The sequence below is a fragment of the Gluconobacter sp. R75690 genome (assembly GCF_015244525.1).
In the GTDB taxonomy this organism is placed as follows: Bacteria; Pseudomonadota; Alphaproteobacteria; order Acetobacterales; family Acetobacteraceae; genus Gluconobacter; species Gluconobacter potus.
Genome location: NZ_JABCQB010000006.1, coordinates 105,596 through 132,593, shown reverse-complemented (window position 1 = coordinate 132,593; position 26,998 = coordinate 105,596). Strand labels below are relative to the sequence as shown.

At 59.0% G+C, this 26,998-nt stretch carries 26 protein-coding genes; 18 read left to right on the top strand and 8 right to left on the bottom strand.

The features are described from left to right. The first annotated feature begins 29 nt into the window (after positions 1–29). Positions 30–749: an NUDIX domain-containing protein gene (locus HKD27_RS09350; RefSeq protein WP_194689304.1), complete on the top strand. Its 720-nt coding sequence runs from the start codon at positions 30–32 to the stop codon at positions 747–749. On the opposite strand, the gene HKD27_RS09345 is transcribed toward HKD27_RS09350, so the two are convergent. After that, positions 750–2,375: an inorganic phosphate transporter gene (locus HKD27_RS09345; RefSeq protein ID WP_194689303.1), complete on the bottom strand. Its 1,626-nt coding sequence runs from the start codon at positions 2,373–2,375 to the stop codon at positions 750–752. 308 nt (positions 2,376–2,683) lie between these two features. Between HKD27_RS09345 and atpD the strand changes: the two genes are divergently transcribed. The 10 genes from atpD to HKD27_RS09295 all read left to right on the top strand — a co-directional run bounded on the left by atpD (position 2,684) and on the right by HKD27_RS09295 (position 9,451). Beyond that, positions 2,684–4,144: a F0F1 ATP synthase subunit beta gene (atpD, locus tag HKD27_RS09340; RefSeq protein WP_194689302.1), complete on the top strand. Its 1,461-nt coding sequence runs from the start codon at positions 2,684–2,686 to the stop codon at positions 4,142–4,144. Beyond that, complete coding sequence (locus HKD27_RS09335) at positions 4,141–4,557, top strand: F0F1 ATP synthase subunit epsilon (protein ID WP_194689301.1); 417 nt, start codon at positions 4,141–4,143, stop codon at positions 4,555–4,557. The genes atpD and HKD27_RS09335 overlap by 4 nt, the downstream gene beginning before the upstream one ends. Then, a complete protein-coding gene (locus tag HKD27_RS09330; RefSeq protein WP_231100538.1) occupies positions 4,554–4,844 on the top strand; it encodes an AtpZ/AtpI family protein in 291 nt (96 codons plus the stop codon). Before HKD27_RS09335 ends, HKD27_RS09330 begins: the two co-directional genes overlap by 4 nt. After that, the gene (locus HKD27_RS09325) at positions 4,837–5,151 is read left to right on the top strand and encodes an ATP synthase subunit I (RefSeq protein WP_194689300.1); all 315 of its coding nucleotides are present in this window, start codon (positions 4,837–4,839) and stop codon (positions 5,149–5,151) included. Before HKD27_RS09330 ends, HKD27_RS09325 begins: the two co-directional genes overlap by 8 nt. Further along, complete coding sequence (locus HKD27_RS09320) at positions 5,148–5,849, top strand: F0F1 ATP synthase subunit A (protein ID WP_194689299.1); 702 nt, start codon at positions 5,148–5,150, stop codon at positions 5,847–5,849. The genes HKD27_RS09325 and HKD27_RS09320 overlap by 4 nt, the downstream gene beginning before the upstream one ends. After that, positions 5,846–6,091, top strand: a complete 246-nt coding sequence (locus tag HKD27_RS09315) for a F0F1 ATP synthase subunit C (RefSeq protein WP_011253684.1) — start codon at positions 5,846–5,848, stop codon at positions 6,089–6,091. The genes HKD27_RS09320 and HKD27_RS09315 overlap by 4 nt, the downstream gene beginning before the upstream one ends. Before the next feature lie 4 nt (positions 6,092–6,095). Next, positions 6,096–6,830 carry an ATP synthase F0 subunit B gene (locus HKD27_RS09310; protein ID WP_062495262.1) on the top strand — a complete coding sequence of 245 codons (735 nt, stop codon included), beginning with the start codon at positions 6,096–6,098 and terminating at the stop codon, positions 6,828–6,830. Then, positions 6,817–8,340, top strand: a complete 1,524-nt coding sequence (locus HKD27_RS09305) for a F0F1 ATP synthase subunit alpha (protein ID WP_194689298.1) — start codon at positions 6,817–6,819, stop codon at positions 8,338–8,340. Before HKD27_RS09310 ends, HKD27_RS09305 begins: the two co-directional genes overlap by 14 nt. Beyond that, positions 8,337–9,212: a FoF1 ATP synthase subunit gamma gene (locus tag HKD27_RS09300; RefSeq protein WP_194689297.1), complete on the top strand. Its 876-nt coding sequence runs from the start codon at positions 8,337–8,339 to the stop codon at positions 9,210–9,212. The genes HKD27_RS09305 and HKD27_RS09300 overlap by 4 nt, the downstream gene beginning before the upstream one ends. A 71-nt stretch (positions 9,213–9,283) precedes the next feature. Beyond that, complete coding sequence (locus HKD27_RS09295; RefSeq protein WP_165919968.1) at positions 9,284–9,451, top strand: hypothetical protein; 168 nt, start codon at positions 9,284–9,286, stop codon at positions 9,449–9,451. On the opposite strand, the gene HKD27_RS09290 is transcribed toward HKD27_RS09295, so the two are convergent. The 5 genes from HKD27_RS09290 to pxpB all read right to left on the bottom strand — a co-directional run bounded on the left by HKD27_RS09290 (position 9,448) and on the right by pxpB (position 14,275). Continuing rightward, the gene (locus tag HKD27_RS09290) at positions 9,448–10,623 is read right to left on the bottom strand and encodes an MFS transporter (RefSeq protein WP_194265103.1); all 1,176 of its coding nucleotides are present in this window, start codon (positions 10,621–10,623) and stop codon (positions 9,448–9,450) included. The two genes, HKD27_RS09295 and HKD27_RS09290, sit on opposite strands and share 4 nt — an antisense overlap. A gap of 172 nt (positions 10,624–10,795) precedes the next feature. Next, positions 10,796–11,713, bottom strand: a complete 918-nt coding sequence (locus tag HKD27_RS09285; RefSeq protein ID WP_194265102.1) for a DMT family transporter — start codon at positions 11,711–11,713, stop codon at positions 10,796–10,798. 164 nt (positions 11,714–11,877) lie between these two features. Further along, on the bottom strand, positions 11,878–12,645 hold the full coding sequence (locus tag HKD27_RS09280; RefSeq protein ID WP_194265101.1) for a LamB/YcsF family protein: 768 nt from the start codon (positions 12,643–12,645) through the stop codon (positions 11,878–11,880). Continuing rightward, the gene (locus HKD27_RS09275) at positions 12,642–13,646 is read right to left on the bottom strand and encodes a biotin-dependent carboxyltransferase family protein (protein ID WP_194689296.1); all 1,005 of its coding nucleotides are present in this window, start codon (positions 13,644–13,646) and stop codon (positions 12,642–12,644) included. Before HKD27_RS09275 ends, HKD27_RS09280 begins: the two co-directional genes overlap by 4 nt. Further along, entirely contained in the window at positions 13,643–14,275 is a 633-nt protein-coding gene (gene pxpB / locus HKD27_RS09270) for a 5-oxoprolinase subunit PxpB (protein ID WP_081107232.1), read from the bottom strand. The genes HKD27_RS09275 and pxpB overlap by 4 nt, the downstream gene beginning before the upstream one ends. Positions 14,276–14,653: 378 nt before the next feature. Between pxpB and HKD27_RS09265 the strand changes: the two genes are divergently transcribed. The 4 genes from HKD27_RS09265 to HKD27_RS09250 are packed head-to-tail and all read left to right on the top strand — an operon-like array spanning position 14,654 to position 17,665. Beyond that, the gene (locus tag HKD27_RS09265; protein WP_062495367.1) at positions 14,654–15,409 is read left to right on the top strand and encodes an SDR family oxidoreductase; all 756 of its coding nucleotides are present in this window, start codon (positions 14,654–14,656) and stop codon (positions 15,407–15,409) included. A gap of 5 nt (positions 15,410–15,414) precedes the next feature. Continuing rightward, a complete protein-coding gene (locus HKD27_RS09260) occupies positions 15,415–15,861 on the top strand; it encodes a biotin/lipoyl-containing protein (RefSeq protein ID WP_194689295.1) in 447 nt (148 codons plus the stop codon). Further along, complete coding sequence (accC, locus tag HKD27_RS09255) at positions 15,858–17,225, top strand: acetyl-CoA carboxylase biotin carboxylase subunit (RefSeq protein ID WP_194689294.1); 1,368 nt, start codon at positions 15,858–15,860, stop codon at positions 17,223–17,225. Before HKD27_RS09260 ends, accC begins: the two co-directional genes overlap by 4 nt. After that, positions 17,222–17,665 (top strand): hypothetical protein, encoded by a 444-nt coding sequence (locus HKD27_RS09250; RefSeq protein ID WP_194689293.1) that lies wholly within the window; start codon positions 17,222–17,224, stop codon positions 17,663–17,665. Before accC ends, HKD27_RS09250 begins: the two co-directional genes overlap by 4 nt. Positions 17,666–17,727: 62 nt before the next feature. Here the strand turns inward: HKD27_RS09250 and HKD27_RS09245 are convergent, their stop codons facing one another. Then, positions 17,728–18,930, bottom strand: coding sequence for a pyridoxal phosphate-dependent aminotransferase (locus HKD27_RS09245; protein WP_194689292.1), 1,203 nt, complete (start codon positions 18,928–18,930; stop codon positions 17,728–17,730). Between the two features lie 235 nt (positions 18,931–19,165). Here HKD27_RS09245 and HKD27_RS09240 point away from each other — a divergent pair, with 235 nt between their 5' ends. After that, positions 19,166–20,659 (top strand): aspartate ammonia-lyase, encoded by a 1,494-nt coding sequence (locus tag HKD27_RS09240; RefSeq protein WP_081107225.1) that lies wholly within the window; start codon positions 19,166–19,168, stop codon positions 20,657–20,659. Here HKD27_RS09240 and HKD27_RS09235 read toward each other — a convergent pair. Next, entirely contained in the window at positions 20,652–21,590 is a 939-nt protein-coding gene (locus HKD27_RS09235; protein ID WP_194265096.1) for a LysR substrate-binding domain-containing protein, read from the bottom strand. The two genes, HKD27_RS09240 and HKD27_RS09235, sit on opposite strands and share 8 nt — an antisense overlap. A 237-nt stretch (positions 21,591–21,827) precedes the next feature. On the opposite strand from HKD27_RS09235, the gene HKD27_RS09230 reads away from it, so the two are divergent. Together HKD27_RS09230 and HKD27_RS09225 are read left to right on the top strand one after the other, a co-directional pair. Continuing rightward, positions 21,828–24,305 (top strand): TonB-dependent siderophore receptor, encoded by a 2,478-nt coding sequence (locus HKD27_RS09230; RefSeq protein WP_194689291.1) that lies wholly within the window; start codon positions 21,828–21,830, stop codon positions 24,303–24,305. Between the two features lie 211 nt (positions 24,306–24,516). Continuing rightward, the gene (locus HKD27_RS09225) at positions 24,517–26,994 is read left to right on the top strand and encodes a phosphocholine-specific phospholipase C (protein ID WP_194689290.1); all 2,478 of its coding nucleotides are present in this window, start codon (positions 24,517–24,519) and stop codon (positions 26,992–26,994) included. Positions 26,995–26,998: the final 4 nt, after the last annotated feature.

The following is a 26,998-nucleotide window of genomic DNA, read 5'->3' as shown; positions in this document are numbered from 1 at the left end:
CCTGAGAGGCAGGGATGAGAGGTCGGACCATGATGCAGCAGGATGTTCCAGTCCATTTTGCGACTGCCATATCGTCGGAGCTTCAGGAAAAAGTCCTGAATGCTCCGCAGTTTTCAGGCTGGATCGCAAAGACCCGGTCCAGTTTCGATCTCCGCTCGGTTCTTGTCCGTGATGTGCTGATGTTCGGCTCGCGCGTCGGTTTCGTTGTTGTTGAGGCCGATGCGTGGAACGAAGGGGCGAAAATGCCCTGCTTTGCCGTGCTTCGGGACCCGACGGTTTGCATCATGCCGGTCGTGACCGTGAAGGAGGCTCCGGACGAGCGTTATGTCGTCCTAGTGCGTGAGGCGCGGCTACCGGTTGGACAGATGGTGACGGCTTTACCGGCTGGCGTGATTGACGGGGAGGCCGCTGAAATTGCCGCTCTGCGCGAACTGCGGGAGGAGACGGGGCTGAACCTCACAGCACGAAGGCCCTACAGACTGCGTGAGACGCCGGTGTTTCTGTCGCCCGGTGGAAGCAGCGAAGAGATGATGCTCTATGCCGTGGACATCGTTCTTACACGGGCGGAAATGGACGGGTTGCTTGATCGGAAGGGTGGGCTGGCTAACGAGCATGAGCACACGACAGTCTGTGTCGTCCCGCTGAATGACATGCCGCGTCATACGCCGAATGCCCATTGTCTGCTGAGCTGGCATCTGTACCAGCAGCATTGTGCGGATCTGAAATCCGCACAATGTGTCAGGGGCTGATCAGAAAATCTGACGGAATAGGACGTACAGGATCCCTGCAATTGCCATGGCGGCGGGCAGGGTCGTAACCCAGGCCAGCGCCATGGAGCGCAGTGTCCCGAGCTGAACGCCCGAGCCGTTGGCGGCCATGGTTCCGGCGACGCCGCTGGACAGGATATGCGTGGTGGAGACGGGCAGGCCATAGCCTTCGGCAAGGCCAATGGTCGTCATGGCCACGATTTCGGCCGATGCGCCCTCAGCATAGGTCATGTGGGTCTTGCCGATCTTTTCACCGACCGTCACGACGATGCGCTTCCATCCGACCATCGTGCCAAGGCCCAGGGCAATGGCGACGGAGACCTTGACCCAGAGCGGGATGAAACGGGTGCCGTGATACAGTTCGGACTGGAAGGATTTGAGGGACTTCTTTTCCGCAGGCGTAAAGTCCTGAGCTTCTCCCATGACGCGGATGGCGTCAGCGACCAGATACATGTCCGTACGGACGTTCGGGACGGCGGCGGCAGGGACGGCCTTCATGGAGCCGTAGGTCTTGACCGAGGTGGAGATATCGTCGCTGAGGACGGCCAGGGCGTCATAGGTTTCGGGAGACGCGATGGATTTGGCGCGCAGACCTGCACCGACGATCTCGCGGGCATTTTCGGCCGTCAGCGCCGTGGACTGGTTCGGGACGTGGGTGAGGAAGATCTTTTCGGCTTCGGCGGAAGACTGGATGAAGGCCGGCATGGCGCTTTCAGGCATCGCCCGGTTCAGCGCATAGGCCGTGGGAGCCGCGCCGATCAGGATCAGCATGATCAGGCCCATGCCTTTCTGTCCGTCATTGCCGCCATGGGAGAACGAGACGCCCGTGCAGGTGAAGATCAGCAGCGCGCGGATCCACAGCGGCGGCGGAGTGTCGCCCTCAGGAGCCTGATAGAGCGCCTTGTTGCGGACCAGAAGCTTCATGACGAGAAGCAGCAGCCCGGCCATGACGAACCCGCAGATGGGACTGAACAGTAGCGCGGAGAAGACTTTCTCAACCTGCCCCCAGTCAACGCCCTGCGTTGCGGCACCGGCGGGGGACATCAGCTGGTTGGCCAGACCGACACCCATGATCGAGCCGACGAGAGCGTGCGACGAACTGTTGGGGATACCGAAGGCCCAGGTCACAAGGTTCCAGACGATGGCCGCGATGAGCAGGGCGAAGATCATGGCGTAGCCCGCGCTGCTTCCGGCCTGAAGGATCAGTTCCACTGGCAGGAGCGTCACGATGCTGTAGGCTACGGCGCCGGTGGAGAGTGCGACGCCAAGGAAGTTCCAGAAACCGGACCAGATGACGGCCACGAGCGGCGGCAGGCTGCGGGTATAGATGACGGTTGCGACCGCGTTGGCCGTGTCATGGAAGCCATTAACGAACTCAAAGGCCAGCGCGATGATCAGGGCAATGCCGAGCATCACGAATGTCCCCGTCGCCAGGGCGCCTTCACCGACCGAATGCATGTCCTGAAGGATGCTGAAGGCGGCAAATCCCAGTGCGCCGATCAGCACGATGAAGAAAAGTGCGACATGAAGGGGCTTGTTGCCTCCATTCATGTCGGGGCGCGAAGGGGTCGGGATCTCCGCGCGGGAGCCTATGGTCGTTTCAGACATCACTGATCCATGGTTTGTTTACCTTTCCTTAATTTATTGGAGCGGCCAGGCGGATGCGACTGCTGAAACATGATCGTTTTGCGACAGACGATTTGATTTCAGCCTCGTGCCGGCGTGGTCTTGCCTGACCGGCACAGGGCGTTCAGTGTATACGGACATGACTGACGGCACTGTGGATGGGGGATCTATTATCATTTTGTGAATCCGCTCACTTTCCCGGCGTAAATATCGACGCCTCGGGGACGCGGGTTTATTAAGGCGTGGCAAGAGAGCTGTCCTGCGATACGGCGCGCTCAAAAGGAGACTAAATGAACCTGCCAGCGGTTACTCCGGCGAAATCCGACACGGTTTCTCCTTTGGGAGAGATCATTGCCGTGCGTGAAGCTGTGGTGGATGTGCGGTTTGCGGCGGGTCATCTTCCTGAAATCAATTCGGCGCTCGAAGTCGCATGGGATGGTGGAGCTCCGCTGATCCTTGAGGTTCACAGCCATCTCGATCCCCGGACGGTCAGGGCTGTTGCCCTCATGTCCACGTCCGGACTGGCGCGGCATGTGATGGTTCGCGCGACGGGGGAGGCGCTTCGTGTGCCTGTTGGTGAGGCTGTTGTCGGCCGGATGCTGGATGTTACGGGTATTCCACATGATAACGGTCCGGCTCTGCCGGCAGATGTTCCGCGGCGCGCGATCCACAGTGACCCACCCGCCATGCAGACCGAGAACGCCAGCACGGATATCTTCGAGACCGGGGTGAAGGTTCTGGACCTGCTGACGCCGCTTGCGCATGGCGGCAAGGCGGCGATGTTTGGCGGAGCTGGCGTTGGCAAGACGGTTCTGACCATGGAACTGATCCATGCCATGGCCGCGAAATATCAGGGGCTTTCGATCTTTACGGGTGTGGGCGAACGCAGCCGCGAAGGGCATGAAATGCTCTCCGACATGAACGGATCGGGCGTAATCAGGCATGCCGTTCTCGTCTATGGGCAGATGAACGAGCCGCCGGGCGCGCGCTGGCGGGTTCCGCTCACGGCTCTGGCGATTGCTGAATATTTCCGCGACGAGCAGCACAAAAACGTCCTGCTGCTCATGGACAACATCTACCGCTTTGTTCAGGCCGGAAGCGAACTCTCCAGCCTGCTGGGCCGTCTGCCGTCGCGGGTGGGCTATCAGTCCACGCTTGCGACGGAAGTCGGGGCGGTGGAAGAGCGCATCACCTCTGTGGCCGGTGCCGCCGTCACTGCCATCCAGACCGTTTACGTCCCCGCCGATGACTTCACGGATCCAGCCGTGACAGCCATCGCAACGCACATGGACAGCCAGATTGTGCTTTCCCGGGATCTCGCGGCACAGGGGTTCTATCCGGCAGTCGATCCTCTGGCATCTTCTTCCGTGCTTCTCGATCCGCTGGTTGTGGGGGAGGCGCATTGTGAAATTGCCGAACAGGTCCGGGAGGCTCTGGCCAGACTGAAATCCCTTCAGGACGTGATTGCGCTGCTGGGTGTTGAGGAACTGGGTTCCGACGATCGTCGCACTGTCACACGGGCCCGGCGGCTTCAACGGTTTCTCAGCCAGCCTTTCACAGTGACCGAGAAGTTCACCGGGCAGCCGGGGCGCAGTGTGAGCCTGGCCGACACGCTGGCGGGCTGCCGGGCCATTCTGGATGGCGAGACGGATGACTGGGCCGAGAGTTCGCTCTACATGGTCGGCACCCTGGACGAGGCACGGCAGAAAGAGCAGGCGGCGCGGAAGGCCGCAGCCGGGGCGGCCGTATGAAGCTGCGGATCATTACGCCCCTGACGGTGGTTCTGGACGAGCCGGATGTCATGTCGGTCCGGGCCGAGGACGAAAGCGGGAGCTTCGGCATTCTGCAGGGGCATGCGGATCTGGTGTCCAGCGTTCTTCCGTCCGTCGTGATCTGGAAGCGTCGCGATGGGACGCCGCATTACTGTGCCGTGCGGCAGGGTGTCCTGACCGTGACGGAGAAGGGGAGCATGGTCGAGATTGCCACCCGCGAAGCCGTCTGTGGAGACGATCTCAAAACGCTGAAAACCCTCGTGCGTCAGCATTATGCGGCCCTTGATGATGCGCGCAGGAATGCAAATGTCGCGTCCGTCCGTCTTCAGCTGGACGCGGTGCGGCGGATCGGAGAAGGCCTGTGGTCTGAAGCGGGGAGCCTCTTGCAGTGAAAGATGACAGCCCCCAGGCTGACGAGATGGAAGCCGCCATCCGCCAGCGCATGAACCGCCAGCGCACCGGCGAGACGGACGGAGACGTCAACGTCACGCAGCATCTCGCCCGGATAGGTGTCCTTGGCTGGACGATCATCACGCCGCCGCTTGGCGGGCTCCTGCTGGGACGATGGCTGGATCATCGCTGGGGAACGGGAGTTGCCTTCTCAGCCGGGCTGCTCATGGCCGGATTTGCGGCGGGTGGCTGGAGCGCCTGGAAATGGATGAGTCATCCCCATGCCTGAAAAAGAGATCCTGACGTCCCTTGGCTGGCTTCTGGTCGGGCTGCTCGCCGGGAGTGTTCATGTCGCGGCCCTGTGGGTCAATGTGCAGTTCCTGATGACGCCCTCAAGGCGTCCTGTGGCCATAGCGATGCTGCTGGGCCGCTTTCTGCTGCTGGGTGGGCTGCTTTATCTTGCTGCGCGGAGTGGAACCGCTTCGTTCCTCTGGGCGACCTGCGGTGTGCTTGTCGCGCGGCCGCTTGTTCTTCGGGTCATGAAGGCCCGCATCGGTCCCGGCGTCAGGATCGGCGAAGAGGGACCGCTGCGATGATGTCGCCGCTTTCAAGCCATGTCCTGTTTCATATCGGCCCGGTCCCGGTGACGCAGCCTGTGGTGACGACATGGGGGATCATGGCTGTCCTTACGCTCGGGGGTGCCTGGATTTCTCGCACCCTGACCTCCGGCAGGCCCGGTCGGCTCCAGACGCTGCTCGAACTGGGTGTCACGGCGCTTGACCAGCAGATCCGTGAGACCATGCGGACCGAGCCTGCGCCGTACCGGTCTTTCGTGGGCACGCTTTTCCTTTTCATCCTTGTGGCAAACTGGTCCTCGCTCGTGCCTGGTGTTGAGCCGCCTACCGCCATTCTGGCAACGGATGCGGCACTGGCGATCATTGTCTTTCTGGCCATCATCATTTTCGGCGTCCGCTCCGGTGGCGTCGCGGGCTATCTGCGCAGCTTCCTGTGGCCCAGCGTCGTCATGGTTCCTCTCAACCTGATTGGGACGGTCACGCGCACCTTTTCGCTGATGGTCCGGCTGTTCGGGAATGTCATGGCCGGTGTTTTCATCATCGGGATCGTCCTCTCCCTTGCCGGACTGCTCGTTCCCATTCCTCTCATGGCGCTCGATCTCCTGACGGGAGCCGTGCAGGCGTATATTTTCGCCATTCTCGCCATGGTCTTTATCGCGGGCGCGTTGACCAGACCTGCTGCGCCCCAATCCATTAAAAATACAGGATCCCGCTCATGAACTGGCTCGCTCTGGCAAGTATCGTCTCCGCCGCGATGGCGGTGTCATTCGGCTCCATAGGGCCAGCCCTCGCGGAAGGACGGGCTGTCGCCGCCGCCATGGATGCCATTGCGCGCCAGCCTGAATCCGCAGGCACCATTTCCCGGACGCTGTTTGTGGGGCTCGCCATGATCGAGACCATGGCCATTTACTGCCTGGTCATTGCCCTGCTTCTGCTCTTCGCCAACCCTTTGCTGAAGTAGTCCGGTGACAGTCGACTGGTGGACAATCGGGCTGCAGGTCATCAACGTCAGCGTTCTGATCTGGCTGCTTTCCAGGTTTTTCTGGCGCCCGATCTGCGCTGTCATCTCCCGCCGTCAGCAGGAGATCGCAGCCCAGCTTGCGCAGGTCACGGACGGGCAGAAGCAGCTCGAAGCGGACCGTGCCGCCGTCAAAGAGGCACGTAGCGGCTTCGAGCAGGAAAGGGCCCGTATCGTGCAGCAGGCCCAGCAGGAAGCGCAGAGCGAAAGACAGGCCATTCTGGCAAAGGCCCAGCAGGATGCGGCGGCTCTGGAGGCCGGCGCAAAGCAGGGCATCGCCCAGGAAGAGGCGGAAAATCAGGCTCGCTGGCGGTCAGACGCGGCGGCCTTGTCCTGCGATATTGCAGGCCAGCTTCTGGCGCAGACAGGCTGCTGCCGTCCGGCACGAGAAACGCTCTTCGACAGACTTCTCAAGGCGATTGCGACACTTCCCGACCGGGAGCGGCTCAGTCTGCGCGACGGCTTCACTTTTGCCACGGCAACAGCACCCAGCCCTGATGAGCGTCAGGCCTATGAGAGCGCTCTCATGACTGCGGTGGGTGAGCATCCCGCCATTACCTGGACCGTCGATCCTGCTCTCGTGGAAGGGTTTGCCGTGAAAACGCCTTATCTGACCGTGGCGTCCAACTGGCAGGCTGATCTGGTTCGTATCAGGGAGGGCCTGTCTCATGCCGGACACTGACCAGGCCGCCAACTGGCTGGCCTCGGCCCGGTCCAGCCTGACGGATATTTCGGTTGGGCCCCAGACGGACCGGACGGGGCGGGTCGAAGATATTGGCGACGGGATCGCTCTGATTTCCGGTCTTCCGGATGCGAAGCTGGACGAACTGCTGTCTTTCGGAAACGGCCGCTACGGTTTTGTTCACGGTCTGGAAGAAGACAGCATCGGCTGTATCCTGCTCAATAATGAAGGCACGATCGAAGCCGGCGATGCTGTTCAGGGAACGTCGGGTGTCGTGAGTGTTCCGGTCGGGCCGGGGCTTCTGGGACGGGTGGTGGATCCGCTGGGACGACCGCTTGATGGCAAAGGGCCAGTTGAGGCGGAGAGCTGGTTTCCGGTCGAGCGGCCCGCTCCGGCCATTATCGACCGTGAACTTGTGACGGAGCCCGTTCAGACGGGGACGCTGGCGATCGATACGCTTTTCCCCATTGGGCGGGGACAACGGGAACTCATCGTCGGCGACAGGGCGACCGGCAAGACCACCATCGCGGTCGATGCCATTCTGGCCCAGAAATCCAACGACATGATCTGCGTCTATGTCGCCATCGGGCAGAAGACCTCCAGCGTCCAGCGTGTGATTGAGACGATCCGGACGCGGGGCAATCCGGATCGGTGCATCATCGTGGTGGCGCGTCCTGCAGAAGCGCCTGGTCTGTGCTGGATCGCGCCTTTCGCGGCCATGAGCATGGCGGAATATTTCCGGGACCGGGGGCAGCATGCTCTCCTCGTCATCGACGATCTGTCCAAACATGCCGCAACCCATCGCGAGGTTTCCCTGCTTACTGGCAGGCCCCCCGGTCGGGAGGCCTATCCGGGGGATATCTTTTACGTTCACGCGCGTCTGCTGGAACGTGCAGCGAAGCTCTCGGCGGCGAAAGGGGGCGGCTCTCTGACGGCGCTGCCGGTTGCGGAGACAGAAGCGGGGAACCTCAGCGCCTATATTCCGACCAATCTCATTTCCATAACCGATGGTCAGATCGTCCTGAACCGTACGTTGTTCGATCAGGGGCAGAAACCGGCCGTTGATGTGGGTGTAAGCGTCAGCCGTGTGGGCGGGGCCGCGCAGTCGCCCATCCTGCGGTCGTCGGTCGGGACGCTGCGTCTGGATTATGCGCAGTTCATTGAACTCGAAGCGTTCACGCGTTTCGGGGGGCTGCCGGATACGCATGTCCGGCAGCAACTGGCGCGGGGCGCGTGTATCCGTGCGATCCTACGTCAGGGGCCGCATGTGCCACTGGATCTTCTACAGGAAGTGGCGCTCGTCACGGCTTCGCAGAATGGTCTTCTGGATGGCGTACCGGCAAAAAATATCCGGACCATCCAGAGCGGTCTGGGCGATTACCTGCGGAGCAACGCATCTGAGATATCGACGGCGATAGAAAGTGGTGGCGTTCTTTCCACGGAGCAGAAAGAGTGTTTCGTGGCGTGTCTGCGGCAGTATGTCGAGCCCCGGGCATCAGCCACCTCATGACGGAGCGGCTGCAGGAAGTCACGGCCCGGATTGGTAACGTCAAGGAACTGGGCGGCATTGTGGACTCAATGCGCAGCCTCGCAGCCGTGCGGGTGCAGCAGGCCCATCGGGCTGCCCTTGCGGTCGAGACGTATGCGGGGACCATTCAGGATGCTCTGGTCCGTATCGCTCCGCTGCTTCCTGTGGATCGGAACGGGCAGTCGTCACAGGAGCCGGGAAAGACAGGCGTGATTGCCTTCTGCGCCGAGCAGGGGTTCGCGGGGCTGTTCAGTGAGCATGTTCTCGATGCCCTGCAGGAGGATGAGAAGGAGCATCTCTTCCTGATCGGCACCCGCGGCAATGCTATTGCCCGCTCCAGGGGGATCAAAGCGGAATGGACAGCGCCTGCGGTTCAGAACCCGGGGGCGGTTCCTGCACTGGCTGACAGTATCACGAAGGAAATCGGACGGCAGGTTGTCGCCGGGGCGCTGACGCATGTCAGCGTCATTGTCTGCCAGTCTTCGGAGCAGGAGAAGGCGAGCGTGACCCGACAGTCGCTTTTCCCGCTGGACCCGGCTCTGCTGCGTAAAACAGTGACGCCAGGGCCGGCCCCCCTGCTGAATGTTGCGCCGCAAAAGCTCATGACCGATCTGGTGGCGGACTATATTTTCTCCCAGCTCTGTCTTGCGGCACTCAAATCCTTCGGAGCAGAAAATCAGGCTCGGAGCGAGCGGATGACAGCCGCGCATCATGAAATCACGCGCCAGCTCAGATCTCTGGAGCAGCTTCAGAGAACCGTCCGTCAGGAAGAAATCACGTCCGAGATCATAGAACTCGTATCAGGCCCGACGCTGGCGAAACTTAAACGGTTCAACCGCCATTCCCGGACCTGAAATCATAAGAAGGAACTGAATGCGGGGAGTGCCGTTCTATGGAGCCTGACATTCTTCCAAGGACAGTCCGTATGCGTAAATCAATCCTGCTTCTGTTGGCTCTTTCGGTCTCCTGCGTGACCCTGACGGCATGTGAGCATCACCGGACATTCGGGGAAAAGGTCCGTGACACCGTCGATCCGCCGAAAGGCCCGGTCGAACGCGCCGGTCGTTCCGTCGATCGCTCACTGGGCAACTAAGGGCTGCTGCGCATCGAGATCGGAGCACGAACCAGCAGGAGCGAGAGTGCTCCTGCGCCAATCAGTCCGGCTGAGCACATATACCACGCCATATCAAAACGTCCGGTGTAAGAAACGATGTAGCCCGTCACGATGGGGGCAAAAAGCCCCAGGGAATTGCTACAGGTCAGTGTGACGCCAGTAACCGTGCCGATCTTGTCTCCGTCCTCGATCAGGTCTGTCAGCAGGGCCGTATTGGCTCCGTTTGCAGCAATCAGGCAGGCAAGAGAGCCGCCAAGGATGAAGAGGATCGGCGTCATTGTATGGAAATGGGGCAGAAAACCGATCGTCGCGGCTCCCGTTAGACAGATGGCGACAATAAACCTGCGGCGAGGCGGGTGAATGCCGTTGCGGAATGTGATGTGTTCTAGAATGCGTCCAATAATGATGGCTCCGAGGGCTGCGGAAAGATAGCAGAGCGCTGTTCGCGTGCCGGTACCGGTAATATCGATATGAAGTTCATGAATGAGGTAAAGGGGCATCCAGGACATCACCAGGAAATTCAGGTAATTCTGGGTACACTGGACCACGAGGATGCCAAGAAAGGACGGGGAGCGGAAAAGGTTCTGTATCGATGCGACTGAAAAGGGCGCACGGGCAGGGGCAGAAGCTTTTTCAGCAGGGGCACGATAGACCATCCACCAGATGGTGGCCCAGATCAGTCCGATGATCCCGAGGGCCATGAATTCGAACCGCCAGCCAAACAGGGCAATCAGATAGGCGCCTGCGATCGTGCCACCAGCCAGTCCGAGCTGCATGCCGGTCAGCAGGACCGTCATGACAGAGCCGCGCTCCTTGGGAAGCGCCCAGTTGCGGACGACGGTTGCACCCACACCAAAAGTCGGTGCTTCGCCTACGCCGAGGAGAACGCGCGTCATCAGGAACTGGGTGATATTGTGAACCATTCCGCCCAGGAGCATTGCAAAAGACCAGAGCGAGACGGCCAGACTGCCGATCAGGCGCGCTCCCTTGCGATCGAGAAGCATGGTCGAGGGGAGATTCAGCAGGAAATACGACCACAGGAAGCTGGATGACACCCATCCCATCTGCACGGGAGAGAGCGTGAATTCCCTGCCAAGCGTCGGAAGGGCGATGGAAAGAGCTGCACGGTCGCCGTAGCTGATGACATACATCAGGAAGACAAGAAAAAAGAATATATAGCGAGACGGAACGTTCCGATTCCGGGATTGGGACGTTGTGGCTTGATCTGTTGTCACGCTGTCGGTCTCCGGGAATTTCTGTCGTTTCGGAAGGGAAGGTCCGAAATCGTGGATTGGTATGGATAAGGTGGATGAGAAGAAGAAATCAGGAGCCTTCCGCCGCTTCAACTGTTGCGGTGACGGTCGCCCGGGCTTTTGAGGCCCGGTCATGGCGAAGCATCCAGATGCCTGAGCCGATAATCAGAACTGCGCCCACAGCCATTGCGGAACTGGGAATTTCTCCGAACCCCAACCAGCCGATCAGTGCTGCCCAGAGAAGGCCGGTATAGGCGAAAGGCCCGATTGCCGAGACCTGCGTGGACGCAAATGCTTCGGTCTGGAGGACCTGGGCAATACCAGCAAATGCTCCGACGACGACCAGGCACAGTGCATCCTGAAAGCCTGGTGTGACCCAAATGAATGGGAGAGGAGCTGCCGTCATGAGGCTCATGAGAATGGCCTGCCAGAGCGAAATTGTTGTACTGGCCTCTGTGGCAGAGAGTTGTCGGATCTGCATGGTCGTCAGTGCGCCGACTGCGCCCTGTGCCAGCGCAAGCAGATAGATGATCGTGGAAACTGATGTCGCGTCCGTGTTGAGCAGCCCTTTGCCAAGGGCGACCACCACAACCCCAGCAAATCCTATCAGGACTGCAACCCATCGCTGGAGAGACGGACGTTCATGGAGCAGCGGGATCGAGAGCAGCACCAGAAACAGGGGCTGCGTGTAGGACAGGACCTGCTGCTCTGCCAGCGGCAGGCGTGTCACCGTGATGACCACCATAATCATGCTGATCAGCCCGACGACAGAGCGGATCAGATGGCCACCGAAGTGATGCGTTTTGAGAATAATCCCTGTTCTGGAAGCAATCAGAAGAACAAAGGGAAGCGAGAACAGATTGCGAAAGAATATGATTTCAAGCGCCGGAAGTCGTGAACCTGTCAGCTTCTGGAGTGCGTTCAAAGCTGCAACGAAAAATGTAGCTGAGGCCAGAAGCAATGCTCCGCGTTTCAGATCATGCTTCATGAAAACTCATACCCCGATGCACGATACTGATACAGTAGTGCTCTGATAACGGACCCAGAAGTGTTGCAGGAACGATTTCCTGCGACGTTCTGAAAACGTAATGCATGTTCGTGAAATCCAGCTATAGGAACTTCCGGCGTCGCAATAAGGATTTCTTATGGATGTCAGTCTGGAAGCTGGAAAGCTGGTGTGAGGGTTGCGCCCGTCGCTTCAATTTCCGAGCGGATGGCCTTTGCCAGTTCGAGCGATCCCGGCGTGTCACTGTGTACCAGAATGGACTGTGCCTTCACTTCAAGCCGTGAACCGACGGAGGTTGTGACAGAACCATCTTCAAGAAACTGCCTGACACGTGCCCTGACGGCATCAAGATCATGAATGACGGCACCGGGCTGACCGCGTGGCACGAGGGTCCCGAGGCTTGTATAGGCACGATCTGCAAGGAAAAGGGTCTGGGCACGGATGCCGGCCTTGTCCGCTGCACGCTCCGTAAGCTGTCCGGGCATGCAGAAGACCGTCAGTTCCCTGTCCAGAGCCGCAATGGCACGGGCGAGCCGCAATGCGAGCCCTTCATCAGCATTGGCCATATTCCCGAAGGCAGCATGGTAGCTGACATGGGTTACGCGGTGCCCATGCAGTGCGGCAACAGCCTGAAGCGCCCCGATCTGATAGACCATCATGGCTTCCATATCGGCGTCCGAAATGGACATGGACCGGCGACCAAAGCCCATGAGATCGGGCAATCCCGGGTGTGCACCAATACCGACGCCCTTTTCCTTGGCGAGCTGGACGGTCCGGTTCATGATCGCGTAATCACCGGCATGGAAGCCGCAGGCGATGTTGGCGGACGAGATGACATCCATCAGCCCGTCGTCATCGGCGATCCGCCAGCGGCCAAAGCCTTCGCCCATATCGGAATTGAGGTCGATTTTCATGCTTTGCCTCCGGGTTTTGCGCCGTTTCGGGACTGACTGGACGCGCGATAATGCGCCACCATCAGACGCAGGTCTTCAAGGTAGCGATTGATCGGCTGATCGGCTTCGATGCCTGCCTTGTGGCTGCATTCCACGAAGCGGATGGCTGTCCCGATCCGGGCCTGCGCCAGACGCCACAGATCAGCTTCGATGACGGTTGCGATACGTGGATAGCCGCCTGCGGTGTTGGCGTCTGCGAGTTGCACGATAGGTTCGCCGGCTGGCGGTACCTGCACGATCCCCGGAATAATGCCGTATGATCGCAATTCGACCTTTTCGAGCAACGTCAGGGGCGCGCCGCTGAGGCGGTATCCGACACGGTTGCTTTGCGGCGTGATCCGCCACGGATGGCCCCAGAAACGCTCGCGGGAGTCTTCTGTAAAGCGTGTATAATCCGTTCCGGGAACGGCACGCAGGGAGACGGTTTTTTCTTCGCACGGCCCTGTATCAAGGATGCGAACAGGGGGGACAGCACCATAGCCGGATAGATGCTCGGTTGCAGGCTGCGTTACAAGCTCGTCGCCAGCTTCCAGAAACCGCCCTTCAACGCCTCCGAAGCTGCCCCGGAGCTGCGTGCTGCGTGAGCCGAGAACAACGGGCACGTCAATACCGCCGCTCACACAGACATAGCCGCGGGCACCCGTTTTCGGGATGCCAACCTGAAGGACCTGTCCGGAAGCAGCAGTCTCGACAGACCATGCAAGAACAGGCTTGCCGTCCAGTGTCAGCGGCGCATCGATGCCGGTAACAGCGAAACTGGTCGGCGTTTCGAAGCGGATGACGAACGGGTAGGTCTGGAGTTCGATGCAGGCGGCCCCTGGCTCATTGTCCAGAAGAATGTTCCCGATTTCCAGGGCCAGGGGATCCATGACGCCTGAGCTGCCGACGCCGAGATTACGATATCCTGGCCGTCCCAGATCCTGCACGGTATTGAGGGGTGCGGTCTCGAGGATCGTAATCACAGTTCGATGCTTTCCGGGTAAAAACGGATACGATCGCCAATGGCAAAAAGGGAAGGAGAAGCGCGATACGGATCGAAAAGGCAGATTTCGGTATAGCCGATCGAGTTCCAGCCATTCGGGCCAGTCAGCGCAGAAATTCCTGCCTGCATGCCGCCGATCGTCACGGTTCCTGCCGGCATGTTGAGTGATGGCACGGATTTTCGTGGCGTGGCGATGCGGGGATCGAGACCGTGCAGATAGCCGAAACCCGGCGCGCTCCCGACGGCACAGACGGTATATTCGCCTTCGTGATGAAGTCGGATGACCTCTTCAGGAGGCAGGCCCGTATGGGCAGAAACCGCAGCAAGATCGTCACCCAACGCGCCACCATACTGCACGCCCACTTCAAAGAGCCGTCCTTCGATCTGGCGGGGTGGGAGCATTTCCCAGGCGTTCCGGAGCCAGTCTGCGGTCTGTTCCGGATGCTCGGGGGCATGGGTGAAGATCAGGAGCAGGTTCGTGACGCCGGGGACGAGTTCCTGGATGTCCGGGCGGTTTTCGGTATGGGCGATGAGAGCCCAGATCCGCTGCTGCTGCCGCATGGTGAATTCGCCGGGTGCTTCGAACAGCATGGCGCGTGTGCCCATCATGCTGATGACCGGGGCGCTGGCGGCGTGACGCCGGTCCGGTGTGAGGAGCGTGTCTGCGGTCAAAACATGCAGTTCCCGGGCTGTGACGGTTCCGTCTCATTTTCTCAAGTCCGCTTTTGAGGCGGTAACGAAACGATATGACTGGCACGGGAATGATGGCCAGAGCAATTCGCCGTGTGATGTCATTGGATAATCTTATGGTTCCAGAGGGTAAGGTAAGGGTTCCATCGGATTATGTTATGGGGCAAGAACGAACGGCTCTTGGTGTTTGTGAAATAACTCCATTAGCGTCGGAATAATATTCCTGCCGGATGTTCCGTATTTCATGCGGCGCTGATGGCGGTCTCTTCCTGTCCTCCAGCAATGGGTCTCATTCGCATGAGCAATACTCCTTACCGCACCGCTCTCGTTACTGGCGCTTCTTCGGGCATTGGCGCTGCCATTGTCCGGCGGCTGAGCGAAAGCGGCATTGAAGTTCATGCTCTGGCCCGCGATGCGAAGCGCCTTGAGGCGCTGGCGAGCGAAACGGGGTGCATTCCCCATGCCGTCAGCGTGTCGGACCAGGCCGGGCTTGAGGCACTCCTTGCCGGGCTGGAAGTCGATGTTCTGGTGAACAATGCGGGACAGTCGCGGACGGGTAATATCACCAACACGACCCCTGAGGACATTGATGCGCTGGTGGATGTGAATCTGCGCGCTGTCCTGCAATTGACGCGGCTGGTGGTCCCAGGGATGATCGCGCGGGACCGCGGGCATATCGTGAATATTAGCTCGATTGCCGGTCACTATGCCTTTGCGGGCGGCAATACGGTCTATCATACGACAAAAGCCGGTGTGCATTCGCTGTCGCAGCAGTTGCGCTGTGATCTGTTCGGCCGTCAGATCCGGGTGACGGAAGTTTCGCCGGCGCGTGTGGAGACGGAAGTTTTCGGTCGTCTGATCGGAGACATGGCCGAGGCGAAGAAGCGCTTTTTCGATGAGTATGATTCGCTGCTGCCGGAAGATATCGCGAACTCCGTGGCGTTTGCGGTTCTGGCTCCCCAGCGCATGAATGTCAGCTTCATGGAAGTGCTACCGACGATGCAGGTCGTGGGTGGTCTGAATTTTGCGAAGAAAACGTCTACTCCGGCCTGATGGCAGTGGATATCTCACAGATCAGTCGTCTGATCGATCTCATGGCTCAGGCTCCGATTGTGGAGCTTGAGATTGAGGAAAACGGTCGGAAGATCCGTCTTGCGAAGGCGTGTGGAACGCAGGATGCTCCTGTGGCCGCCACCGCGCATGTGGCCTCGACAGAGAAGGCACCGGTTGCGGCAAAGGCTGCACCGGCAGTGGTCTCTGTCCCCAAAGCCGCGGAGACGATCACTGCGCCGTCCTACGGGGTTTTTCACCTTTCTCCGTCACCGGATGCGCCACCTTATGTCACTGTTGGCCAGAAGGTCGAGGCAGGACAGCAGGTGGGGCTTCTTGAGGCCATGAAGGTTTTCAATCCTGTTCGCGCGACCGTTGCGGGGACGATTGAGGAGGTTCTCGTGGCTGCCGGCGCCGAAGTCGACATGGGAACACCTCTGTTCCGTCTGGTATGAGTGACATGCAGCGTTTCAAAAGAGTTCTGATTGCCAATCGTGGGGAAATTGCCCTACGGATCCAGCGTGCCTGCCGTCAGCTCGGGCTGGAGACGGTGGCAGTGTATTCGGAAGCGGATGCAGATAGTCGGCACGTCCGTGAGGCGGATGTAGCTTTGTGCATCGGCCCGGCCGCCGCCTCGAAAAGCTATCTGGATATGGAAGGTCTGCTTCTGGCTGCGAAAGTGACAGACGCGGGAGCCATCCATCCGGGATATGGATTCCTTTCTGAAAATGCGGATTTTGCGGATGCGGTGGAAGCGGCTGGACTGACCTTTGTCGGGCCGACAGGTGATTCCATTCGCATGATGGGTGACAAGATCACGGCAAAGCGGGCCATGCGCGATGCTGGTGTGCCCTGTGTGCCGGGGTCCGACGGGCCGTTGCCGTCTTCTGCAGAAGAGGTCAGAGCCATTGCGCTTGAGGTTGGCTTTCCAGTGATCGTCAAGGCTTCGGGCGGCGGCGGCGGTCGTGGCATGCGGGTGGTTCATAGTGTGGATGAACTGGACGATGCCGTGGCCCTGACAGCCAAGGAGGCTCAGCAGGCTTTTGGCAATCCGACGCTCTATCTTGAAAAATACATGCAGAAGCCGCGCCATGTGGAAATCCAGGTTCTGTGTGACACGCATGGGACGGCGTTGTGGCTTGGCGCGCGGGACTGTTCCCTGCAGCGGCGTCATCAGAAGGTTCTGGAAGAAGCGCCAGCGCCCGGGATTCCGCCCGAGACGATCGCCGAGATCGGGGAGCGCTGTGTTCAGGCCTGCCGCCAGATCGGTTACCGCGGAGCGGGTACGTTTGAATTCCTGTATGAAGACGGGATCTTTGCGTTCATCGAGATGAATACGCGTGTCCAGGTCGAACATCCCATCACGGAAGAGACGACCGGCATTGATATCGTGGCCCAGCAATTGCGGATTGCGCAGGGCAAGACGCTTGATATGTGCCAGGAGGATATCCGGATGCAGGGTCATGCGATCGAGTGCCGTCTGAATGCGGAAGACGCCGCGACATTCATGCCATCTCCGGGAACGGTGACGCGGTGGGATCTGCCGGGTGGTCCGGGTATTCGCGTCGATACGCATGTGGTCAGCAATTACACGGTTCAGCCTTATTATGACTCGCTGATCGGCAAGATCATCAGCTATGGGGCAACGCGTGAACAGGCAATTGCCCGGATGCGGGTAGCGTTGGCCGAGATGCGGGTCGAAGGCATTTCGACCAATATCGCGCTGCATCAGGATCTGCTGGCCGATCCGCAGTTTCAGGCGGGGGGCGTCGATATCCACTATCTTGAACGCTGGCTGGCAAAGAGGTCATCATCATGAGCCCTGCGGAAAATCAGGTTCCGGTGTTTGAAGGTATCCCGTCTTCAGACGATCTCGCACGGATTGCAGATCTGCTGGTTCAGGCGGGGCTGGAGACGATCGAGCTTTCGGATGGCAAGGGCTCGCGGTGCTTTCTGCGCGTGAAGGCTCCTGCTTCCGCGCCACATGTGCCGATTTCTGGCGCTCCGCGTGCACCTGTTGAGACGATGCAGACTGATATTGCGGTCAATGCACCTTATTTCGGAGTGCTGGCGCTGACGGATCTGGCGGAAATTGGAACGCTGGTGCGCCGGGGCGATGTCGTGGCCCAGATGCGGATCGGAACTCTACAGATTCCGGTTACGGTTCCTGTAGAGGGAACGGTCGTGGACGTTGTCGGGCAGGATGGTGTGCTGACCGGCTATGGGGCCATCATTGTACGGATTGAACCGACTGTCTGAGAGTAGCCCAACCTGTCGGATCTAGGGGAACGAGGAAGCCATATGGCTTCCTCGTTTTTCGTTCAGGTCAGGGAGGTAACGAAGTCTGCGATACGGTGGCAGCCTTCCTTCAGTGTTTCCCGATCGGTGGCGTAGGAAATGCGGAAGAAAGGGCTCATGCCGTAAGCGCCGCCCTGGACAGATGCAACCTGCTTTTCTTCCAGCAGGGCCATGACGAAATCGGCGTCTGTTGCGAGATGACGGCCCTTGGGTGTGGTTTTGCCGAGGCAGGCACCGATCTCGGGATAGACGTAGAACGCGCCCTGAGGCGTGTGGCAGGTCACACCGGGAATGTCATTCAACAGGCCGACCACGAGATCGCGACGGGACTGGTACTCTGCGGCACGCTCCTTCAGGAAATCCTGAGGGCCTTCAAGGGCAGCGATGGCCGCAGCCTGGGCGATGGTGTTGATGCCGCTGGTGGACTGACCCTGCATGTTGTTCATGGCGGCAATCAGGTCACGCGGACCACCACAATAGCCAACGCGCCAGCCGGTCATGGCATAGGCCTTGGAGACGCCGTTGACCGTCAGCACACGGTCCTTCAGGCGCGGCTCGACTTCCGCGATGGTGCAGAACTCGAAATCGTCATAGATCAGGTGCTCGTAGATGTCGTCCGTCATGATCCAGACATGCGGATGCTTCAGGAGGACTGCGGCGATCTCTTCCATGTCCTCACGCGGGCAGCAGGCACCGGTCGGATTGTTGGGGAAGTTCAGCAGAAGCCATTTGGTCTTCGGCGTGATGGCCGCGTCCAGCGCCTTGGCGGACAGGCGGAAATTGTCCTCGGCCGGACAAGCGACTTGCACCGGTTTTGCGCCGCACAGGCGGGCAATGTCGGAATAGCTGATCCAGTAGGGGGAGGCGAGGACGACTTCGTCACCGGTATTGCAGGTCGCCATCATGGCATCGAAGATGATCTGCTTTGCACCATTGGCGACGAGGATTTCGTCGAGGGCGTAATCGAGATGGTTCTCGCGCAGGAACTTGGCCTGCACGGCCTTTTTGAGCGCGGGTTTGCCGTCCTGCGGGGGGTATTTGGTATCGCCACCGCGGGCAGCGGCAATGGCAGCGTCCACGACATGGTCCGGGGTCGGGAAATCAGGCTCGCCGGAAGATAGGCTGACGATCTTCAGGCCTTCCGCCTTGAGCTCGCGGGCCTTGTCCGTCATGGCAGCGGAGGCCGAGACTCCAATTCCGTTCAGTCGATCAGCAAAACCGGGCATTGATAGGTCTCCATTGCCGCAAGGGGTGGTAACGCGTGCGCGAATGGAAACATCGTAAGTCGTTTCGATGACGCCAAGATACTGCCGAAAATTGTCTGACCCTATATCACAATCATATGGGGATGAATCGAAGTCGCAATAATAGGCTTCAGGCTGGTCAGGGGGTGCAAGGCCTCTGAAGATCCTTTTGGCGAAGGATCGTGCTCTGCTTCAATCACAGTTCTGGATATCCGAAATGACGACATCTGCACCCCAGTCAGAAGTCCCGGCAAACATGATGCCGCAGCAGACGGATATGCCGCCGCCAGCCGGTTTCCGGGTCGAGAAAGATCTGCTGGGAGAGGCCCGGATTCCGGTCGAGGCGCTCTGGGGCGTTCATACCAGTCGGGCGGCGCAGAACTTTCCGATCAGTGGAGAGCCCGTAGGGGCGTTTCCTGATTTCATCCGTGCATTCGTGACGGTCAAGCAGGCTGCGGCACGGACGAACAGGGCGCTCGGCTATCTGGACCATAAGCGTGCCGCACTGATCGAGGAGGCCTGTCTGGCGCTGTTGAAGAGCGATGATTACCGCAATGATTTCATCGTAGATGCCATGCAGGGTGGGGCGGGAACGTCCACCAATATGAATGTCAACGAAGTGATCGCCAATGTCGCGCTGGGACTGGCGGGGAAGAAGCCTGGCGATTACCGGGTTGTGCATCCGAACGACCATGTGAATATGGCGCAGTCTACCAATGATGTTTACCCCACGGCGCTGAGACTTGGCGTGCTTGCAGCCACAGCGCCGTTGCTGGCGGCTCTGGAAGATCTGGCGTGCGCATTCAAGACAAAGGCTGATGAATTCGCATCTATTCTGAAAGTTGGACGCACCCAGTTGCGGGACGCCGTTCCCATGACGCTCGGGCAGGAATTCAGGGCGTTTCAGCATGCGGTGGAGACGGAGATCCGCCATATCCGGGATCAGTCCGAGTCTTTCCTGACAGTCAACCTGGGCGGGACAGCGATCGGGACGGGTCTGAACACCGATCCGCGTTATGCGGAGACTGTTGTGCAGGAGCTTGGCAGGCTGACCGGTCTGGCGGTAGTGGAGGCGTCTGACAGGATTGAAGCGACCTCGGATGTCGGGGTTTTCGTCCAGTTCTCGGCTGTACTGAAGCGCCTGGCGCTTAAGCTGTCCAAGATTTCAAGCGATCTGCGGCTGCTGTCCAGCGGGCCGCGGGCCGGCATCGGCGAGATCACGCTGCCAGCCGTGCAGGCAGGGTCATCGATCATGCCGGGTAAGGTGAACCCGGTCATTCCAGAGGCCGTCAACCAGGTGGCGTATCTCGTGGCAGGATACGATGTCACGGTGAGTATGTGTGCCGATGGTGGGCAGTTCCAGCTCAATCCGTTCGAGCCCATGATCGGGTACTGTCTCTTCTCGTCGCTGAAGACGCTGACGGCGGCAGTGACGCTTCTGACTACGAAATGCGTATCTGGTATTGCCGCGGATCCCGAGCGGTGCCGCTATCTGTTCGAGCGGAATATCGGTATTGTCACTGCGCTGGTGCCGGTGCTTGGATATGATGCCTGTTCGCAGATTGCCCGCCGTGCGCTGGCAGAAAACCGGACGGTCTCGGAGCTCGTGCTTGAAGAGAAGCTGTTGTCCGAGAACGAGCTTGCAGGGCTTCTGCGGCCGGAATTCCTGACACAGCCCAATGTCGGGCGCGTGACTGCTGCTGTTATGTAGAGGCGTGGGTCCCGGGCCAGTTGCGCGATGATGCCATGGCCCGGGCAAGATCAATGAGGCGTTCGCGGACCGCGACCGAAGCCTCGGTTTCGGGAACAAGTTCGGGGATGCAGAGGGAAACGTTTTCGCTGATGACGGGATTGCGCAGGGCGTAGATGCGGGATTTGCCTTCGACGGCAATTCGGCTGGCAACCGACCAGGGAAGGATGGTGCTGCCGATTCCTTCCTGGATTGCGCCCTGAAGGGTTGTCAGGGCTTCGATCTCCGCGACGATGGTTGGCTCCAGCCCCTTGCGAAGGAAGGCCATGTCGATAGCCTTGCGGACGAAGTTATGCTTCGGGGGCACCAGAAGCGGGATGTCCGTAATGTCGGCGAGCTGGACCGTATTTTCGTCCTCATAGGGAATATTGAGGGCATGCGGGGCAAGCAGAAAGAATTCCTCTTTCATCAGCGGCGTAAAGCTGACCCCTTTCATGGGGCCTGAGCCATGGATCACGGCCATATCCAGGCGGCCCGTCATGACGAGTTCACTGTATATGTCGTCGAAACTTTCGGTCAGATGCAGCACGATGCCGGGAAGGTCTTCCCGGATGCGGCGCAGAAGCTCAACCGAGAGCGTGGATCCCGCGCTGTATGGAGAAAGGCCTACAGAGACCTTGCCGACGAGGGGACCAGCCCCTTGGGTGATCTCGACCATGGCACGGTCGAACTGCTTGCTCAGGATCTGGACATGTCGGTAAAGGACTGACCCAGCGATTGTCGGGGTGACGCCGCTTTTGCTGCGGATGACCAGTTTCTGACGGAAAGCGCTTTCGAGGGCGGCCAGTTGCTGGCTGAGTGCCGGCTGGGCGATGTTCAGCAGGTCGGCAGCGCGTGAAATGCTGCCGAGGTCGATGATCTTCACGAAGGCCTGCAAACGCCTGATATCCAACTGGTCAATCTCCTGATGTGACGAACTATGATTCCGATAGTCTGCCGATTGGGGGAAATCGTCAATGAATCCATCGGAATATGCTTAATTTTTTAAGCTGCGGCAGCTGGTGAAATTTTCCTGCGTCCTCGTTGCGAAATTGGAATATAAATAATCCATATGACGCCAAAACATAACGTATCCGTACCATAAACTCATGCTTTCGCATCGGGATTCCGGCGACTTGAGAGGGATGCAATGTTGATTGGGTCAAATTGGAAACTCTGTCTGGTCGCAAGTGCTGCACTGGGCGCGTTCATACCGGATATCGTTCTCGCAGCGTCGACTGCGCCATCCGTGCCTGTAAAACATCACAGGGTTATTGCACGAAAAGGTGCAAGTGCCGCGCCTGTGCGGAGTGCTGCGCCGGTTCATCATGCTCCGACGTCACTTCTGGCCTCTTCGACTGAAAGTATTCAGGTCGGTGGGCGGCAGACGAACTCCGTATTCTCTCCGGTGACGGCGCGGCACAGCACGACGCAGGTGACGGTGGTGACGGGGGCTGAACTGCTCAAGACGGGTCAGACGAACGTCCTGTCAGCGTTGGCCCAGGCCAATCCAGCCATCACCACCTCGGCATTGCCAGGCGGTGGAGCGAGTGCGTTCGTCCAGACGATGCAGCTTCGCGGGCAGTCTCCTGACGATACGCTGATCCTTATCAACGGGCATCGACGCCATATTGGTGCGAATTTCAATTCGAATGCCGGTACGAACTGGGGCAGTGAGCCAAGCGACATTTCGCTGATCCCGGTGTCTGCAATTGATCATATCGAGGTTATTACGGAGGGCGCGTCTGCGCTTTACGGGCAGGATGCCATTGCTGGTGCGGTCAATATCGTGCTCAAGCGCGATACGCATGGTGGCAGCATCAACTTCAAGAACAATGGCTATTACGCAGGTGACGGCCAGGGTCTTGATGGATCGGCCAATTATGGCATGGCTCTGGGCAATAACGGCGGCTATCTCGATCTGGCAGCTCAGGTGACGCATCAGCTTCCCACGACGCGTGGAGGCAATTTCTATGGAACGCTTTACAGCGATTCACGGAATGAAACGGCCAATCGTGACGTTCAGCGCGGGCTTGGTCTGCCGAAATCCACGCTTGAGACGATCAGCGAGAACATGTCTATGCCGCTGGGGAATGGCTTCAGTGTCTATAGCACGTCGACATTCTCACATCGCCGGGCCAATGTGGCGGAGACGTATCGCAGCGCTGCCGATACGGATACCTGGATCAATACTGACCTGTACCCGAACGGCGATCAGCCGTATATCACAATGGACCAGTATGATTTCGAGACGGATAATGGTATCCGGACCCATAAATTCGGGTTCGCCTGGGATGCGTATGTCACGTTTGGCCGTGACGCCCAGAAATACGGTACCAAGGATTCCGAAAACGTCTCCCTCACCGACAGCACGCAGACCTCGTTCTATGACGGGTCTTCCATTGCGACGGAACTGACGAGCGGCATTCGCGGGTCGCGTTCGTTCCAGACGGGCTTTCTGCCTCGACCGGTTGATCTGAAGTTTGGCGCCGAATACCGCCACGATACGTTCCAGATGACCGAGGGTGAGACGGCGTCCTGGGAAGGGCTTGGGGCGACGGATCATCCGGGTAACGTCCCGATGGCTGTTACCAATCAGAACCGCGATGTCTACGAAGGCTTCGCGAACCTGGACTTCTACGTTACCAAGAAGTGGGAGTGGACGCTGGGCGGGCGTGTCGCGAGCTACAACAACCTTGCGACCGTTGAGACCGGATCGGTCGGGACACGGTACAATTTCAACAAGCGCTGGGCTATCCGCGCCAATATCAATACGGGCTATCGTCCGCCGACGTTGGGCGAGATGTCCTATTTCTATTCTGCGCCTTATCCCGGCTATACGGTGGATCAGGTCCCGGCTAACAGCGCCATCGCCAAATATCTTGGTGCAGGTAGCATGAAGGGTGAATATTCCCGAAGCTACAGCATCGGTGTGGATGCGACGCCGGTGAATGATTTTCATGTGACGGGTAATCTTTATTACATCGCCATCAATTCCCGTCTGGGAAGCACGAAAACCTATAGCGTCGATACGAGCGATGCCGTTCTCATGAACCTGCTTGCGCAGAATAATCTTGAGAGTGCGACTTCGCTTTCCTATTACGCCAACCTTTACAATACCCAGACATTCGGCGGCGACTTCAGCGCTGACTACACGCTGCATACGCGGCGTCTGGGGCAGTTCCGCTTTGCGATGGGAATCAATTTCTCGGATACGGAAATCCGCTCCTCGAACGCCAGCTTCGTCAACGAGTACACCAAGGAAATTGTCCTGCATGCGGCTCCGAAGAACCGCGAGCAGATCAGCGTGAACTGGACCTACGGCAAGTGGTCTGCGTTCGTGCAGGAGATGCGTTATGGCTCGATCATCTATATGGCATCTCCGACAGGCGCCGGCAGCGTCCCCTTCATGCAGAATCCCGCACTTCTGACCAATCTTGAGGTGGACTATAAGATCCTGCCGCGCTGGACGATCGGGGTTGGTGCCAACAATGTTGGCAACAAGTATCCGACGCGCGTTCCTTCTTCCATTTCCCATACGCAGCAGGGGCTTACGAAATATGCCTCCTATTCGCCTTATGGTTTCAATGGCGGCATGTATTACGTAAAAACGTCTATCAACTTCTGATTGTATTCAGAACGCGATTTTTTGTGTCTCGAAATGAACGGGCGTGTGGTCGGCAAAGCGACCTGCGCCCGTTCGCCGTTTCCGGCCAGGTGACGTTTTTATGAAGTTTCGGGATTGCGGGATGAATTAGGGACGGGAGACGACTATTCATCCGGGGCTATTTCTCTAGTCTGTCGCAATACGCGGCTTTCTGTCCCAGGCAACGGTTGATATGTCCACTCGCAGAACCTTCCTCAAATATGCCCTGTTCGGTAGTGCCGCAGCCGCAACGGAAGGGCTTCCGGCCGCCATCCGTCGCGCTTACGCCATCGCGCCCGAGCCGGGTACGACATATCTGAATGCCGAGCATGTCGTTATCCTGATGCAGGAAAACCGCTCTTTCGATCATATGTTCGGAACACTGGCCGGCGTTCGCGGCTTCAACGACAGGCGCGCAATCCGTCAGAAGAACGGCAGCTCCGTTTTCGTGCAGTCCGGCAAGAGCGGGGAGACCTATGCGCCGTGGCACCTGAACATTCACGACACAAAGGTCACCTGGATGGGCTCGATCCCGCACTCCCGGGACAGTCAGGTCGATGCCTGGAACGGGGGGCATCATGACCGGTGGATTGACGTCAAGCGACCTCACAAGAAGGAATACAGGCAGTATCCGTTGACGATGGGATATTATACCCGCGAGGATCTGCCGTTCTATTACGCTCTGGCCGATGCATTTACGGTCTGTGACCAGAACTACTGCGGCGTCATGTCCAGCACGACACCCAACCGGCTCGTTTTCTGGACTGGAACCGTGCGGGACCAGCAGAATACCGCGTCAAACGTCTACATGCGGAACCCGGAAATCCTGGAAGGCGGCATGACCTGGACGACCTTTCCGGAGCGGCTGGAGAAAGTCGGGGTGTCGTGGAAGTTCTATCAGAACGAACTGAGCCAGACGGGCGGCATGTCTCCGGCGGAGCGTTCCTGGCTGTCCAATTTCGGCTGTAACGTGCTGGAGTGTTTCGACAGCTTCAATGTCAGCTCCAATCCGGGCTTCGGGGCCTGGATCGAAGAGCGGATCCGGGAATGTTCGGAACATATCAATCGGCTTGAAAACCTTGAGATGCTGGTTTCCGGGGAGCGGAGCGAGCAGCTTGTCGAGGCGAAGGCCCTGATGGAGGTTCTGAAGAAGCGTCAGAAATCCGCGAAGGGATTTGAGAAGCTGACGCCCGAGGAGCGCGAGCTTTTTACGAAGGCCTTCGTGATCAACAGCGGCGATCCCGATTATCGCAGTCTTGAAGAACTGGCCTTCGTGGACGATCCGGATGCGAAGGGGATGAAGGCGCCGAAGGGAGACGTGCTGTACCAGTTCCGCAAGGATGTACGGACAGGCCAGCTTCCGGCCGTTTCCTGGATGGCGGCGCCGGAGCATTTCTCGGATCATCCGACATCGGCCTGGTACGGGGCCTGGTATGTGTCGGAAGTCATGAACATCCTGACCGAAAATCCCGAGGTCTGGAAGAAGACCATTTTCATTCTGACCTATGATGAAAATGACGGGTATTTCGATCACGGCTGTTCCTATGCGGCTCCTGATCCGCAGCGTCCGGAAACGGGCCGCTCTTCCGCTTCGATCGGGGCGGACGGACTGGAATACACGACCGCCGAGGACGAGGTTCGCCGGGGCGTTCCCGAACGGCTCGCACGGAGTGGCCCGATCGGGCTCGGGTTCCGGGTGCCGATGGTTGTGGCATCTCCGTGGAGCCGGGGTGGGCTGGTCAATTCGCAGCTTTTCGATCACAGTTCGACATTGCGGTTCCTGGAACATTTCGTTGAGAAGAAGTTCGGCACACCCGTTCGGGAAACCAATATTTCTCCATGGCGCCGGGCGATCTGCGGTGATCTGACATCCTGTTTCCATGCTCATGATGAGGTTGCACCGTCCCTGAGCTATCTGGACCGGAATACGCATTTGAAGGCTATCGAGGATGCGCGGAACCGTCCCATGCCGGGTGGTTTCCGCTCGCTGTCCGGGGATGAGATCGCCGCACTGAAGGATCAGCCGGATCTGTTGCGACAAACCGTGCGACAGGAAAGCGGAACGCGTCCGGCCTGTGCGCTGCCTTATGAGCTGTACTGTGACGGCGGCATTGATGTGCAGCGCGGGCAGGTCAGCCTGAAGCTGGGAGCCGGGCAGAGCGTTCATGGAGAGCGGGCGGCCGGTGCGCCGTTCAATGTCTATGATTATCGCAATGGCGGTCGTGACCTTCAGGCGGGAACCTATGCCGTGGCGGCGGGGGACCAGATGGACGTGACGCTTCCGCCCGCGGACGGTCTGTATGATGTCGCGGTGCATGCGCCCAACGGGTTCTACCGGGCTTATCGCGGGCATGCTGATCGGGTCGCGCTTCGTTCGGCCTGTCATTATGACGTTGGCGGCAAGGGGAAAGGGCCCGGGATCATCCTGTCACTGACCAATGGTGGCAAGGTGCCGCTGACGGTTCAGTACCGTGCCGGAGACGCAGGGTCCTTGCGGACCGTTATCCTCAAAGCGCGGGGGCATCAGGAGATCCGGCTGGATCTGTCAGCCAGCCATCAATGGTATGACGTGACGCTGACGTCGCCGGAAGATCCGGATTTCAGGCATGTTCTGGGTGGCCGGATGGAAACGGGGAAGATCACGCTCACCGATCCGGCGATGGCCGGATAAGCGT